Origin of the sequence: Demequina sp. NBRC 110051 (assembly GCF_002090055.1) — a bacterium.
Classification (GTDB): Bacteria; Actinomycetota; Actinomycetes; order Actinomycetales; family Demequinaceae; genus Demequina.
The window spans coordinates 131,624-145,589 of the sequence record NZ_BBRH01000012.1 but is presented as its reverse complement, the minus strand read 5'-3'; the positions used below and the strand labels follow the sequence as shown (position 1 = coordinate 145,589).

The following is a 13,966-nucleotide window of genomic DNA, read 5'->3' as shown; positions in this document are numbered from 1 at the left end:
TCAGGCGCCCCAGCCGGCCTGGGTCCCACCCACGCGCTCCTCGGCGGCGCGGGCGAGGTAGCCCGAGTCGGCGAAGGCCCGCATCGGGTCGGCGGGCAGGCCGCGGGACTCGCGCCAGGCGGCCAGGTCGGCACGGACATCGGTATAGAACGCGTCCATGAGGATGCCGTTGGCCTTGAGCACGTCGCCCTCGATCTGGGCGGCGGTGAGCGCCTCGCGGTCCACCAGCAGCGCGCGCGCCGTCATCTCCTGGACGTTCAAGACCGAGCGGATCTGGCCGGGGATCTTGTCCTCGATGTTGTGGCACTGGTCGAGCATGAACGCGGTGTCGCCGTCCTTGCCGTAGCCGCCGCCGCGGATGACCTCGACGATGATGCGGAACAGCTGGAACGGGTCGGCGGCGCCCACGATCAGGTCGTCGTCCGCGTAGTTGCGGCTGTTGAAGTCGAACGAGCCCAGCCGGCCCAGGCGCAGCAACTGCATCACGATGAACTCGATGTTGGTGCTGGGGGCGTGGTGGCCGGTGTCCAAGCACACGGTCGCTCGCTCGCCGAGCGCCGCCACCTGCGCGTAACTGGTGCCCCAGTCCGGCACGTCCATGTGATAGAACGCCGGCTCGAAGATCTTGTACTCGAGCACCAGGCGCTGGTGCTCGCCGATACGCGCATAGATCTCTTGGAGCGCCTCGTGCATGCGGTCCTGACGCCCGCGCATGTCGTCCTGGCCGGCGTAGTTGGTGCCGTCCGCGAGCCAGATCTTGAGGTCGCGTGATCCCGTCTCGTCCATGATGTCGATGCACTCGAGGTGGTGATCGATGGCCTTGCGGCGGATGCGGTCATCACGGTGGGCGAGGGAGCCGAGCTTGTAGTCGGCGTCCTGGAACGTGTTCGAGTTGATGGTGCCGAGCGCGACGCCCTCGTTCTTGGCGTGGGCGGCGAGCGCGCTGTAGTCGTCGACCTTGTCCCACGGGATGTGCAGGGCGACGGTGGGGGCGAGGCCCGTGACCTTGTGCACCTGGGCGGCGTCGGAGATCTTCTCGAAGGGGTCGCGTGGGGTGCCTGGGGTGGTGAACACCCTGAACCGTGTGCCGGAGTTGCCGAAGGCCCACGAGGGAAGCTCGATGGCTTGCTCCTCGAGACGCGGGGCGATGCTCGCGAAATCAGTCATGACGTCGTCGTCCTGTCCTGCCGGGGCGAGGGGCGTGGTCGCCTTGTCGCCGTTGTGAATCGTTTCAACTCTGCCGACAGTACGACCCGGCGCGCCCCGTGTCAACACGGGGGAGCCCGCCGCGCCGCACTGCGCGTCCTGTTATCGTGTCACAGACGGATAGCGCTTTCCACCGTGTCGCGTCGGTGCGTCGCCGATGGCCGTTACGACTTACCGCCAGCACATGGTGTGGCGACCTACTTCACCACCACTTTGAGTGTCTTGCTGGAGGTGATGCCAGCAGCATTTTCGAACTCGACGTTGTAGAGGTGGGTGCCGGGCTCACGATCGGCGACTGTCACTGCGGCATGCTGAGCTGATGGTGTGGCAGCCTCGAGGGTGCCCTCCTCGACGAGTTCCCCGTCCTCAAAGAAGCGGTAAGCGGTGGCGTTAGTGCCCCACCAGAGGTTGGCCGTCACGGTGTAGTTGCCGTCGCGGTCGTGATTGTCGTGGCTGAGGGTCGGTGTGCCAGGGGCCGCATTGGCGACGGAGACCGTCAACGGAGCTGTCGTTGACTCGCCGCTCGCGTTGCGAAGGACGGCATGGAATGTGTATGCCCCATTCGGCAGTCCCTCGATCTCATGCGTTGCTGACTGTGCATCGCGGCCGCCCCAGTCGAGGGGGACTGTGGCGACCAGCGCGTCGTCTTGGTAGAGGTCGAACTCGGTGGCGTTCATGCCCCACCACAGATTCATGGTGACGACGAACGATCCGTCGGAGAGCCCCGTGTCCCAGCCCTCGTCGGCGGAAAGGGTGCCGCGTGCGGGCGCCGCAGTCGAGCCGTCAACGTAGAAGCGCAGCGTCTGCTCGTCCTCGGTGTTGCCCACTGCGTCCACGGACCAGAAGTCCACGTCATGAGTTCCCGGGTCTGTCACGATGAAGGGTCCGTCGTAGGCGAGGGCCTCGCCATCGCTTATGCGGTATTGCGTGGTCGCTGGGCCGCTGAGTTCGTCGCGGGCTTCCAGGGTGACCTCCACGGGGCTAGTACCCGCTGATGTGAGCGCTTGGCGTTGCGTCGTAGCGGTCGTGGTGGGGCTGCTCGCGTCAACGCCGACTTCCCGTTCGACCGTCGGTGACACGTTGCCGGCATGGTCCGTGGCGCGTGCCTCGACGGTGTGAAGTCCCTCCTCGAGCGCCAGCGGCGCCGAGTAGGACGCCCACGTGTTGCCGTCGACACGGTATTCGACGGCGGCGACTCCGGATTCGTCGTCTTGGCCTTCAAGAAGGATCGTGGCATCGCCCGAAATCCAGGGATCGGCCGCGGGGCCGTCGATGGACATCGCGACGGTCGGAGCCGTTGTGTCGACGTCAAACCCCGCCGGGCAGGCGGCGGCTACGGAAGCCGCATCGGCCACCCTGTCCGAGGAGATGACGTGACACCCGGAGTCCACGGTGTTGATGACCGCGTAGCCGTTGTCGACCTCGACGTCGACCGCCACGTTGTCGACATAGAGCCGTTCGATCTCACCTGACGCTACGGGGACCGACACGTGAGCGGTGCTTCCTTCAGGGACATGAAGCCCAAGAAGCATCTCGTCGGCTTCGGTCGCGAATGCCGCGCGAATCTCACCCCGAACGGTCGGCACGGTCACGGCGGACTCGGTGAGCGAACCCGGCTGGATCTTCACGGAGAACGTCGAATAACCGGGATCGATGCTGCGGATGCCGAACACGCCTCGAGGGATCATGAAGGCGGGGGAGGAAGCCCACGGGTGCGAGAAGGTCGTGTTCGACTTGAGAGCGGGGTCCCACGCTTCCATCGTCGCGCCGGCTCCCAAGGCGATCATGTTCATCCAACTGCGCTGTCCGGTAGACGTGAGCAGGTCAAACGCTGCGTCGCCTTGATTGCCGTCGTACAGGGCCTGAAGGAGGAACGGTGCACAGTACACGCTGCACTGCATGCCCCTGTCGGCGAGGTAAGTCCCTACTCGTTCGCGTTCGGCCTCAGGGGTGACACCAAATGCCTGGGCGAACACGCTCGCGTGAATCGCGTGGTGGCCCGTACGTGTGCGAGAACCATCCATACCGTCGTCGTACGCGCCGAAGTCCTCGTCGTAGAGGTATTCGTTCATGGCGTCGCGCATGCGCTCCGCGATCGAGGTGAACGACGCTGCATCGCTGTCCCGGCCGGTCGCTTGCGCCATGTCCGCCATGTCGCTGTAGCTGCGGTAAGCGAGAGCGTTGACCACCGTGTTGTACTGACGGAACTGGTATCCGTCACGCTCGGACGTCGGCCAGTCGACGATGTCGCAGTCGGTCTGGCTGTTGCATCCGTTGGAGCCGGATGTCTTTCTTATCAGGCCCGTCGACTCCTCGAGGTACTGCGCGGGAAGCCTGCTGACGAGTTGGTCGTAATTGTCCTCGATGAATGCCGCGCTGCCGGTGGACTGCCACAGTTCGTGTGCGCCCAAGATGAGGTACATCGGCCACTCGGTAGGCCAGGTCCTGCGGCTCAGCAGGTAGTCCATCGAGTACTCGGCGAGAGTGGGGTCCGCATCGAGGTAGATGTGGGATTGGAGCTGGATGAACGCATCGGCCTCGTAGGGGGCGCGTTCGCGCGTCCACGAGTCGGCATACGCGTTGAGGTTCTGGGAGTCGATGGTGTGCCGCGACAGCTCCCAGACCTGTTCAAGACTGCTGTCGTCTGCCGAGAAGGCTGCGTCGTCGCTCATGGGGTAGACGAGCGCGGCGGCCGCGATCGTGTCCTCCGTGATCGGCTCCGGTGCGCCGATGATCTCGACGTATCGGAAGACTCGGAATCCCCAGTTCTGCAGCGATTCACCGTTGCCGGCCAACGTGTACCGGTCACGGAAATTGTTGCCGGTGCGCATCTGCCAGCGGACGGTGTTCGCGGTGGTGGTGCGGTCCGTGAGCTCTTCGCCATAGCGAATCTCGACCGTCTGGCCTGTTCCACCGTCCAAATCGAGGCGAACGCCACCAATCCACGTGCGTCCAAAGTCGATGAAGTAATGGCCCGGAGCCTTTTCAACGATGCGTTCCGGCGCGTGGAGCTCCTCGACGACATTGGCGGTGGACGAGCCCGCCAAGTCGACGAGCGCAGGGCGGGCGTCAGCCTCGTCCCAGCCGGTGTCATCGAAACCGGCTTGCGCAAACCCAAACGGGTACGCGCCCGCCTGTAGGTTTTCCACCGGCGCGGAGAAGTACTGGGTGCCGACCGAGCCCGCATCCGGATACACCTCCGTAGGCTCGGGTAGGCTCGTCCACTCGGTCGAGGTGTTCGTGCGCGAGCGAGTGCCGTCCTCGTATCCGACCACCAACGTGGCGAGGAACTGCCTTCCAGATGTGGCGTGGGCGATGACGCCGATCGCGTTTGTCTCCCCGGAGCGCACCTCGGTGGTGACGTCCCAGCCGTCGAAGCGGTGCTCGTCGTCCACGGGAAAGGCGGGGCCAATGCCAACGAACTCGCCGTTCAGAAGGACACGATGCACGTATTGGCGCGCGGGCGAGGTTGAACTTGCTGTCGCGTAGAGCGTGGCCCACGCAACGGGCTTGTCGGCCACGTCGAATTCGGTGCGCAAGAAAGCCCAGTCCGAGGCCTCGGCGTTGCTGTCGGCGCGGAGGCAGTCCGCACTCCGTGGAACGGTGAAGCCATCCCCGTTGGCGTTCACGGGAAGGCAAGGGAAGTCCCGAGGTCGCTCCTGGGGGTCGGCGCGATACACCTCGTCGCCGTGGGGAGTGGTGACGGTGATGTTGGAGACCGTGCCACTCTCGGTCCGTCCGGTACGGAAGCCGATCGAGCCCAGCGCCGGAGCGGCTACCGTGCGCTTGTCGACCTCAACCCCATTGATGTACGTGGTGAAATCGTTGCCGCGGGCGGCTACCTTCACGTGGTTGGTCGTGCCGATGCCGATGGCCGGGCTTACCGTGGCGTGGCTGAGTGCGGTGAACGAGCCGTTGACCCTCGTGTGGGGGACGATCCGCGAGTTGTCGCCGCGAATCTGCCACATCAGATTGTTGCTGCCGTCCTGCCCTCGGAACATGACGCCTACGGCCACTTCCGCGATGGTGAGGTCGAAGTCGACGTCGTAGTCGCTCCACGGTCCGTAGTAGACGCAGCCCGCGCGTTGCGCGTTGGGGATGTAGAGCTCGGAGCCGGTGAGCTCGCCGCACCCAAAGTCGTTGTAGGCCGTGTCGTCGAAGGAGTTGTCGTACAGGACGTCTCCGCCGAGGTTCGTCATGAGGACATCGTCAATCCGGTACGACTCTGTGCCGCCGCTATAGAAGCCGAACCCTCCACTCGAGAAGGTGTCGTCGACGGTCCGGTCGACGAGTTCTCCGTCGAGGTAGGTGCTGATGCGGTTGCCTTCGGCGACTAGGCGAATGGTGTAGTACGGGGCATCGTCGCCATTGGCAATGGAGACGCCCAAGGGTGCGGTCTTCAGCACCGCGGGCGCCGAGTCGCCGTCGACCTTCCGGTGGACCGCGAGCTCGTTCACGCCGTCGCCGCGGAACTGCCACAGGTAGAAGTTGTCGCCGTTTTCGGCGCGAAAGGCGACCGTGACGTGCTTCTGGACGAATTGAGCGCGGAACCTGAGGTCGAAGTCGCCACCCCACGTCTGGGGTCCGGCCGCCCAAATGGTCTGCGCGTCCGACCAGTCACCGTCGGGGGAGGTGCCGAAGGTGGCGGGCGTCGACCACGCGGAGGCGATGTCGTCGTCGTTCCACGTCCGGACCCGCCACGCGTATCGCTGCGACTCGTCCAGCGTCCCACCCGCGTAGGTCGCCTCCGAGACGCTGCCCTCAACCTTGCCCGAGTCCCAGGCGATGTCGTCGCTCGGGGCCGCGGAGACTGTCACCTGGTAAGCGGTCTGCGGGCTGTCGTCGGGCAGTTGCCACCGAAAGGTCGGCGGGCTTTGTGGGTCCACCGTCATGGGGGACTCGAGGAAGCTCGCTGTGCCGTTCACCGGTGCCCCCGGCTGGTCGGCGCCGCTGCTGGCGGGTGCCGCCACCACGAGGGTCGTGAGTGCGATGGCGAGGGCCGTGAGGGCCGCTATCGCACTGCGAGGAATCGTGGGCAGGGTGCGGGCGACGTTCATCACGAGTCTCCTCAGCGAGATTGCGGTGATACGAAAGCGCGACGACCATGCTGTCGACGCGCGAGAAACCGGTGCCTGTGGGGCCAACGTAGCGGACCTCCCTGCTCCTGTCGCGGGATAGGGAGCTCGCGACAGCGAGCCTGGCCCCGCCTCGGCTCCTGGAGGAGGGCTGTCTCCTGCTACGTTGGAGTCAACGGATAGCGCTTTCCGACCAGTTGGCGGGGTGCGTGCGTCGACGGCGGCAACGGGGCCGTCGCGCGGGTCGACCCCCGCGAGCGTCCCCGCTGGTGCGTGACCGTGTGTAACGATTCATGGGTTGCGGGACGAGAGGGTGGAAGCGATGGCAGTCAGTGTGCGGGAGGTCGCGCAGCGGGCGGGGGTGTCCGTGGGCACCGTGTCCAACGTGCTCAACCGTCCCGACCAGGTCAAGGCCACCACGGTGGAGCGCGTGCGGGAGGCGATCGCCGAGCTCGGCTACGTCCCCAACGCCGCCGCGCGCCAGTTGCGTGCGGGTCAGTCCACGACCCTCGCCCTCGTAGTGCTCGATGTCTCCAACCCCTTCTTCACGGACGTCGCGCGCGGCGCCGAGGCCCGCGCCGAGGAGGCCGGGCTCACCGTCACCCTCGCCAACTCGGACGAGTCCGGCGCACGTGAGCGCAAGCACCTCGAGCAGTTCGAGACCCAGCGCGTCGCCGGCGTCCTGCTGGTGCCCACCGCGGATGCGGGGGACTCCGTGGCGCGACTACGCGAGCACGGCATCCCCGTGGTGCTCGTGGACCGTTCGACGGCCGATGCCTCGGTCGCCTCGGTCGCCGTCGACGACGTTGCTGGGGGCCGCATGGCGGCCGAGCACCTCCTCGAGGGCGGGCGCCGCCGCCTCGCCTTCGTGGGGGGCCCGCATTCCATCCATCAGGTCGCCGACCGTTATGCCGGCGCCGACCTCGCGATCGCCAAGGTGGACGGCTCCTCGATGGTGCGCCTCGACACCGAGGCGCTCACGCTTGAGGAAGGCATGCGCGTGGGGGCTCAGGTGCGCGACATGGTCGCCGCGGGCGAGATCGACGCGGTCTTCGCCGCCAACGATCTGCTGGCGATCGGAGTCCAGCAGGCGCTGCTGTCGGGGCCCCACCCCGTGTCGATTCCCGGCGACGTCGCCCTGGTGGGCTACGACGACATCTCGTTCGCAGCGGCAGCGGTGGTTCCCATTACGTCGGTCCGCCAGCCTCGCCGCGCCATCGGCACCACGGCTGTGGAGCTGCTGCTCGCGGAGCGCGAGGCCGTCGAGGGCGCCACCCGCGACCACGTGGTGTTCCAGCCCGAACTCGTGGCCCGCGCCTCCACCCAGCCCTCCTGACGTCAGACACTTTGAACCGGATCGCGGCTCGACACGCCGGGGCCACCGCCAAGAATGGGGCGACACGCCGGGTATTGGATGCCGATCCGGTTCACACTGTGGGGATGAAGCGATTGCTCGCCGTCGCCGGCGTCTCCCTGGTCCTCGCCGGATGCGGCTCGACCCTGCCCGAGCGCGAGCCCGAGGCCGTCGGGGCGGCCGATGCCGTGGTCACCGAGGGGGACACGACACGGGTGTCGTTCGGGACGGCGCCCGGCTACGAGTATTTCGAGGGCACCACCTTTGTACTGGGCCCCGAGGTGGCGGTCGGCGGTGCCGTTGATAGCGCCGCGGACATCATGGAGGGCGACGCGATCAGCGTATGGACGGGGGCATGCGCCGAGTCGTTCCCCGTGCAGTGCCAGGTTGAGGCCGTCGAGGTGCGCAGAGGTGCTTGACTAGCGCCATGACGGCGCAGGCGCAGCTCACCCTCATCGGCGGACCCACCGTGCTCATCGAGTACGCCGGGCTGCGCCTCGTCACCGACCCGACGTTCGACGAGCCAGGTCCCGTCGGCAACCTCACCAAGCTCGCCGGCCCCGCCCTCACGCGGGAGGAGGTGGGCCACATCGACGTGGTGCTCCTCAGCCACGACGAGCACGAGGACAACCTCGACGTCTCGGGACGCGCCATGCTCGACGAGGTCCGCCACATTCTCACCACGCCCGAGGGTGGCGTGCGACTCGCCGCGGCCCAGGGCATGCGGCGCTGGGACCAGGCGATCATTCCTGGCGGCGACACGGCCGTCACCATCACGGCCGTGCCCGCGCGTCACGGGCCGTCCGTGATCAAGCACCTCGCGGGCCAGGTGACGGGCTTCGTCCTCGAGGCCGAGGGCTGGCCCACGCTCTACGTCTCGGGTGACAACTCGTCGGTGCGCAAGGCCGGTAGGGTCGCCGACCGCTTCCCGGACGTGGACGTCGCGGTCATCTTCGCCGGCGCCGCGCGCTCGCCGCGCCTGAACGACATGATGCTGACGGCCGATGCTGAACGCACCCTCGAGATCGCGTCGCGCTGGCCGCGCGCCGCCCTCATCCCGGCCCACATCGACGACTGGGCGCACTTCACCCAGCCGCGCGAGGACTTCGTCGCGGCGGTGGCCCAGGCCGGCGCGAGCGACCGCGTCACGCTGCTTGCGCGCGGCGAGACCCGCCTGGTCCCCTAGGACAAGACGGCGTTGGCCAGGGCAATGGGATCCATCCCCTCGCCCTCCGCGCCCGCGACGTTGGTGAGCCACACGAACGCGACGCCGCGTTCGGGGTGCACCCAGAACTCGGTGCCCGCCCAGCCCGCGTGACCGTAGCCGTCGGCCGCGACGAGCCCCGACACGCTCCTGCGCAGGCAGAAGGTGACGCCCCACTCGCAGCCGCGCTCGGGCGGGTACGGGTCAATGGTGGTGACGCTCTCCGTGAGCGACGTGCGCATCAGCGCGAGCGTCGCGGGCGAGACAAGGAGGCCGTCGTCGGCCAGCAGCGAGCGGCCTGCGGCAAGCAAGTCCTCCGCGGTCGCCACCGCGCCCGCACCGGGGTGGCGCAGCCGCGCGAAGGCGTCCCAGTCGAGCGCGGCGTCACCGCGTAAGACCGGCCGATGCGTCGAGGAGTCGGTCTCCATCGTCACCCCGGTGGCGCCCACCGGCGTGAGGGTGGCGGCGAGCTCGTCCTCCCACGCCCGGCCCGTCGCGTGCTCGATCATGCGCACCACGCCCTGATAACCGATCGACGAGTAGCGCGACACCGTGCCGGCCTCGAAGTCGCGGCCCGGCGCGAGCAGTGCCTCGTCGAGGTCGCCCGCGAAGTCGAGCGCGGGCTCGGGGATCCCGGCCATGTGCGAGACGAGGTGGCGCAGCCGCACCTCGTCGGGGCGGTCGGAGCCAAAGCCGGCCACGGCATCGGCCAATCGATCGTCGAGCGAGAGCGAGCCGGCCTCGATCAGGCGCCCCACGGTGAGTCCGACGAGCGCCTTGGTGATGGAGAACAGGGGATAGGCGTCACCGGGGGCGGCGTCGCCGACGGCGTCGAGCTCGACCGCGCCCTCGGCGGTCACGAGTCCCAACACCCCGCCGGGAACCGCGCCCGTCTCGACCTGCGTGCGCGCCCAGCCCAGCGCCTCCTCGAACCCCATCGCGACTCCCTTGTCCGTACGGCACCCGGCCATGGCATCGGCCGTCCGTGAGCGAGACTACCCAGGAGGGCAGCAGGGTGTGTGCGCCGATAGACTCGCGGGGTGACTCCCGAGGAACTTGCCGCCCAGATTCGTGCCGCCCTGCTGCAGGGCATCGACGACAGCGACTTCCAGCTGTCCCCGTTTGATGTCCCCGAGGACATCCGCGTGGAGCGTCCGCGCCAGCGCGAGCACGGCGACTGGTCGACCAACATCGCGATGCAGCTGGCCAAGAAGGCCGGCACCAACCCGCGTGAGTTTGCCGACACGCTCGTCGAGTGCCTGGCCGAGATCGACGGCATCGACGCCGCCGAGGTGGCAGGACCCGGCTTCATCAACATCCGCCTGGCCGCCGGCGCCGCGGGCGAACTCGCGCGCGGCATCGTCGAGTACGGCGCGGACTACGGCCGCGGCGAGTCGCTGACCGGCACGTCCGTGAACCTCGAGTTCGTCTCCGCCAACCCGACCGGACCCGTGCACCTGGGCGGCGCCCGCTGGGCCGCCGTGGGTGACTCGCTCGCGCGCCTGCTCGAGTTCCACGGCGCGATGGTGACCCGCGAGTATTACTTCAACGACCACGGCAGCCAGATCGACAACTTCGCCGGCTCTCTCTACGCCGTCGTCGCGGGCGAGGACGCCCCCGAGAACGGCTACGGCGGCGACTACATCCAGGACATCGCCAACGAGGTCATGGTCGAGGCCATGGAGAACGGCGACACCGACCCGCTCGAGCTGCCCCGTGATGAGGCGATCGAGTTCTTCCGCGTGCGCGGCGTGCGCCTCATGTTCAACGAGATTAAGAACTCGCTGAAGGACTTTGGCGTCGAGTTCGACGTGTACTTTCACGAGGACTCGCTGCACGAGTCGGGCAAGGTCGAGCACGCTCTGAAGGAACTCAAGGAGTCCGGCGCGCTGTACGAGGCCGACGGCGCGTGGTGGCTGCGCAGCTCCGACCACGGCGACGAGAAGGACCGCGTGGTCATCAAGTCCGACGGCAACGCCGCGTACATCGCGGGCGACATCGCCTACATCCGTGACAAGGCCGAGCGCGGCGCCGACCTGTGCATCTACCTGCTGGGCGCGGACCACCACGGCTACATCGCGCGCCTCAAGGCCGCCGCGGCCGCGCTGGGCTACTCGCCCGACCTGGTCGAAGTCATCATCGGCCAGTTGGTGAACCTCGTGAAGGACGGCGAGCCTGTGCGCATGTCCAAGCGTGCCGGCACCGTCGTGACGATGGAGGACCTCGTCGACGCCGTGGGCGTGGATGCCGCGCGCTACTCGCTTGCGCGCTCCTCCGCGGACTCGTCGATCGACATCGACCTGGACCTGCTGGCGTCGAAGACCAACGCGAACCCGGTGTTCTACGTCCAGTACGCCCACGCCCGCACATGCGGCGTGCAGCGCAACGCTGCCGAGTACGGCATTGCACGCGAGGACGGCTTCGACGCCGCCCAGCTGGAGCACGAGTGGGACTCGAAACTGCTGGGCGTGCTCGGTGAGTTCCCGCGTATCGTCACGCAGGCCGTCGAGTTCCGCGAGCAGCACCGCGTGGCCCGCTACCTCGAGGAGCTCGCGTCGACGTATCACGGCTGGTACGACCGCACCCGCGTGACCCCGCAGGGCGAGGAGGAGGTCACCGACCTGCACCGCACGCGCCTGTGGCTGAACGATGCCGCGCAGCAGGTGCTGCGCAACGGCCTTCACCTGCTGGGCGTCTCCGCGCCCGAGCGGATGTGACGCGGATGGCGGTCTGGTCCTCGTCCGTCGCCCGCGGTGACGACGGCGCGCTGAGCGTGGGGGGCATCGACGTGCGCGACCTCGCGGACGAGCACGGCACGCCCCTGTACGTGGTGGACGAGGCGGACTTCCGCGCCCGCGCGGCCGCCTTCCGCGACCACTTCACGGCCGCGTTCGGCCGCCACCGCGCCAAGGTCGACGTGTACTACGCGGGCAAGGCGTTTCTGGCCTCGCAGGTGGCCGGCTGGATGCGCGAGGAGGACCTGTGCCTCGACGTCGCGTCCCGCGGCGAGCTCGAGATCGCGCTGCGCGGCGGCATGCCGCCCGAGCACATCGGCCTGCACGGCAACAACAAGGCTGAGGATGAGTTGCGCCGCGCGCTGTCCGTGGGCGTGGGCCGCATCATCGTCGACTCATTCACGGAGATCGAGGTGCTCGACGCCCTCGCGCGAGAGATGGGAGTGATCGCACCGGTGATGGTGCGCGTCACGACCGGCGTGCACGCGGGCGGGCACGAGTACATCGCGACCAGCCACGAGGACCAGAAGTTCGGCCTGTCGCTCGCGTCCGGCGCCGCCTACGACGCGCTGCTCGCGTGCCACGACGCCCCGGGCCTGAAGCTGCTGGGCATCCACACCCACATCGGCAGCCAGATCCTGTCCGTCGCGGCGTTCCGCGAGTCCGCTGACCGCATGCTGCGCCTGCGTGCCGCCTTCACCGCGGACACCGGCGCCGACCTCCCCGAGGTCGACCTTGGCGGTGGGTATGCGATCGCGTATACGGCCGATGCCGAGGCACTCGAGCCTTCCGTCGCCGCCTACGAGATCGCCGATGCCGTGGCGGCCGTGATGGACCCGATCGGTGGCGCGTGGCCGCGGTTCTCGATCGAGCCCGGACGTGCGATCGCCGGGCCCGCCGGGCTCACGCTCTACACGGTGGGCATCACCAAGGACGTCAAGCTGGAGGACGGCGGCTCGCGTCAGTACGTCGCCGTCGACGGCGGCATGAGCGACAACCCGCGCACCATCATGTACGGCGCGGAGTACCACGCCGAGGTCGCCTCGAGGCTGTCCTCGTCGCCCATGACGCTGTCGCGCGTGGTCGGGAAGCACTGCGAGAGCGGCGACATCGTGGTGCGCGACGTGGACCTGCCCGAAGACGTGCGCCGCGGCGACCTGCTCGCGGTCGCGGCGACCGGCGCCTATGGCCGCTCCATGGCGTCGACGTACAACGCCGCGCTGCGCCCTGCGGTGGTGGCGGTGCGCGACGGCGAGTCGAAGGTGCTGGTGCGCCGCGACACCCTCGAGGACCTGCTCAGCTGGGACGTGGCGGGGGACTGAATCCCCGCATCGGCCTCACACACCGCGGCCCGGCAAGCCGCGGCGTCACAAAGTGACGGTGGTCTGGACGACACGCCGGACCGATCGTGGTCGTAACCGGCGTGTCCTCACAGCGACCGTCACTTCGTGACGCGGTGCGGGCGGGCGCGAGCCCCGGCGGTGTCAGAGCGCGGCGCGCACGGCGTCCTGCATCGACGTGGGCTCGTGGCCGATGAGGTCGGCGAGATCCGTCGAGTCGGTTTCGAGCTCGCCCTTGGCGATCGAGGCGTCGACGCTGGCCCAGAAGCGCGCCGTGTCCTCGTCCATGCCCGCGCCCTGCACCATGGCGCCCACGAGCTCGTCGACGCTCACCAGGTGGTGGCGCACGTCGGTGTTGGCCGCGGTCGTGATGGCCTCGGCGAGGTTGGTCATGGTGAAGGTATCGCCGCCCAACTCGTAGGTCGCCCCCTCGGCGTCCTGGAGGAGAGCGACGGCGGCGGCCTCGGCGTAGTCGCTGCGCGTCGCGGCCGACAGGCGCGCGTTGGCGGTCGCTGTGGTGATCGCGCCCTGGGCGAGGTAGCCGGGAATCTGACCCGTGTAGTTCTCGAGGTACCAGGAGTTACGCAGGACAGTCGCGGGGATGGACGATGCCGCAAGGGCCTCCTCGGTCGCCACGTGCTCGGGGGCGAGGGGGTTCGAGGTGTCGCTCGCCTTGAGAAGCGACGTGTACACGATGCGGTTCACGCCAGCCTTCTCGGCTGCGGCGATGACGGCCTGGTGCTGGGGCAGGCGCTTGCCGGGTTCAGAGGCCGAGACCAGGACCAAGCGGTCTACGCCCTCGAGTGCGGAGTCGAGGGTGTCCGGCGCGTCGTAGTCGCCGTGAAGGACGGTGACGCCGCGCTCGGCGAGGTTCGCCACCTTGTCGGTAGTGCGAGCGATCGCGACGATGTCGCTGGCGGCGGCGCCGCGGCTGAGGAGGTGCTCGACGATGAGGTGGCCCAGTTGGCCGCTGGCACCGGTGACGGCATAGGTGGTCATGACGGTTCCTTTCGTAGGGGGGCGCGGACCTGCTGGTCCGTACGTCAGTCGCC

At 68.2% G+C, this 13,966-nt stretch carries 9 protein-coding genes; 5 read left to right on the top strand and 4 right to left on the bottom strand.

The features are described 5' to 3' along the window. Together rhaI and B7K20_RS07230 are read right to left on the bottom strand one after the other, a co-directional pair. A complete protein-coding gene (gene rhaI, locus B7K20_RS07235) occupies positions 1 to 1,167 on the bottom strand; it encodes an L-rhamnose isomerase (protein ID WP_084101851.1) in 1,167 nt (388 codons plus the stop codon). 236 nt (positions 1,168 to 1,403) lie between these two features. Beyond that, entirely contained in the window at positions 1,404 to 6,263 is a 4,860-nt protein-coding gene (locus B7K20_RS07230) for a family 78 glycoside hydrolase catalytic domain (RefSeq protein WP_084101850.1), read from the bottom strand. Between the two features lie 340 nt (positions 6,264 to 6,603). Here B7K20_RS07230 and B7K20_RS07225 point away from each other — a divergent pair, with 340 nt between their 5' ends. From B7K20_RS07225 to B7K20_RS07215, 3 genes are all read left to right on the top strand, one after another. Next, positions 6,604 to 7,617 carry a LacI family DNA-binding transcriptional regulator gene (locus B7K20_RS07225; protein WP_084101849.1) on the top strand — a complete coding sequence of 338 codons (1,014 nt, stop codon included), beginning with the start codon at positions 6,604 to 6,606 and terminating at the stop codon, positions 7,615 to 7,617. A gap of 104 nt (positions 7,618 to 7,721) precedes the next feature. Then, positions 7,722 to 8,054: a hypothetical protein gene (locus B7K20_RS07220; protein WP_084101848.1), complete on the top strand. Its 333-nt coding sequence runs from the start codon at positions 7,722 to 7,724 to the stop codon at positions 8,052 to 8,054. 8 nt (positions 8,055 to 8,062) lie between these two features. Further along, positions 8,063 to 8,821 carry an MBL fold metallo-hydrolase gene (locus tag B7K20_RS07215; RefSeq protein WP_084101847.1) on the top strand — a complete coding sequence of 253 codons (759 nt, stop codon included), beginning with the start codon at positions 8,063 to 8,065 and terminating at the stop codon, positions 8,819 to 8,821. On the opposite strand, the gene B7K20_RS07210 is transcribed toward B7K20_RS07215, so the two are convergent. Continuing rightward, complete coding sequence (locus B7K20_RS07210; RefSeq protein WP_084101846.1) at positions 8,818 to 9,777, bottom strand: serine hydrolase; 960 nt, start codon at positions 9,775 to 9,777, stop codon at positions 8,818 to 8,820. The two genes, B7K20_RS07215 and B7K20_RS07210, sit on opposite strands and share 4 nt — an antisense overlap. A gap of 102 nt (positions 9,778 to 9,879) precedes the next feature. On the opposite strand from B7K20_RS07210, the gene argS reads away from it, so the two are divergent. Then, positions 9,880 to 11,556 carry an arginine--tRNA ligase gene (gene argS / locus B7K20_RS07205; RefSeq protein ID WP_084101845.1) on the top strand — a complete coding sequence of 559 codons (1,677 nt, stop codon included), beginning with the start codon at positions 9,880 to 9,882 and terminating at the stop codon, positions 11,554 to 11,556. Between the two features lie 5 nt (positions 11,557 to 11,561). Next, on the top strand, positions 11,562 to 12,896 hold the full coding sequence (gene lysA, locus B7K20_RS07200) for a diaminopimelate decarboxylase (protein WP_084101844.1): 1,335 nt from the start codon (positions 11,562 to 11,564) through the stop codon (positions 12,894 to 12,896). 162 nt (positions 12,897 to 13,058) lie between these two features. Here lysA and B7K20_RS07195 read toward each other — a convergent pair whose 3' ends face one another. After that, positions 13,059 to 13,913: an SDR family oxidoreductase gene (locus tag B7K20_RS07195; RefSeq protein WP_084101843.1), complete on the bottom strand. Its 855-nt coding sequence runs from the start codon at positions 13,911 to 13,913 to the stop codon at positions 13,059 to 13,061. Positions 13,914 to 13,966: the final 53 nt, after the last annotated feature.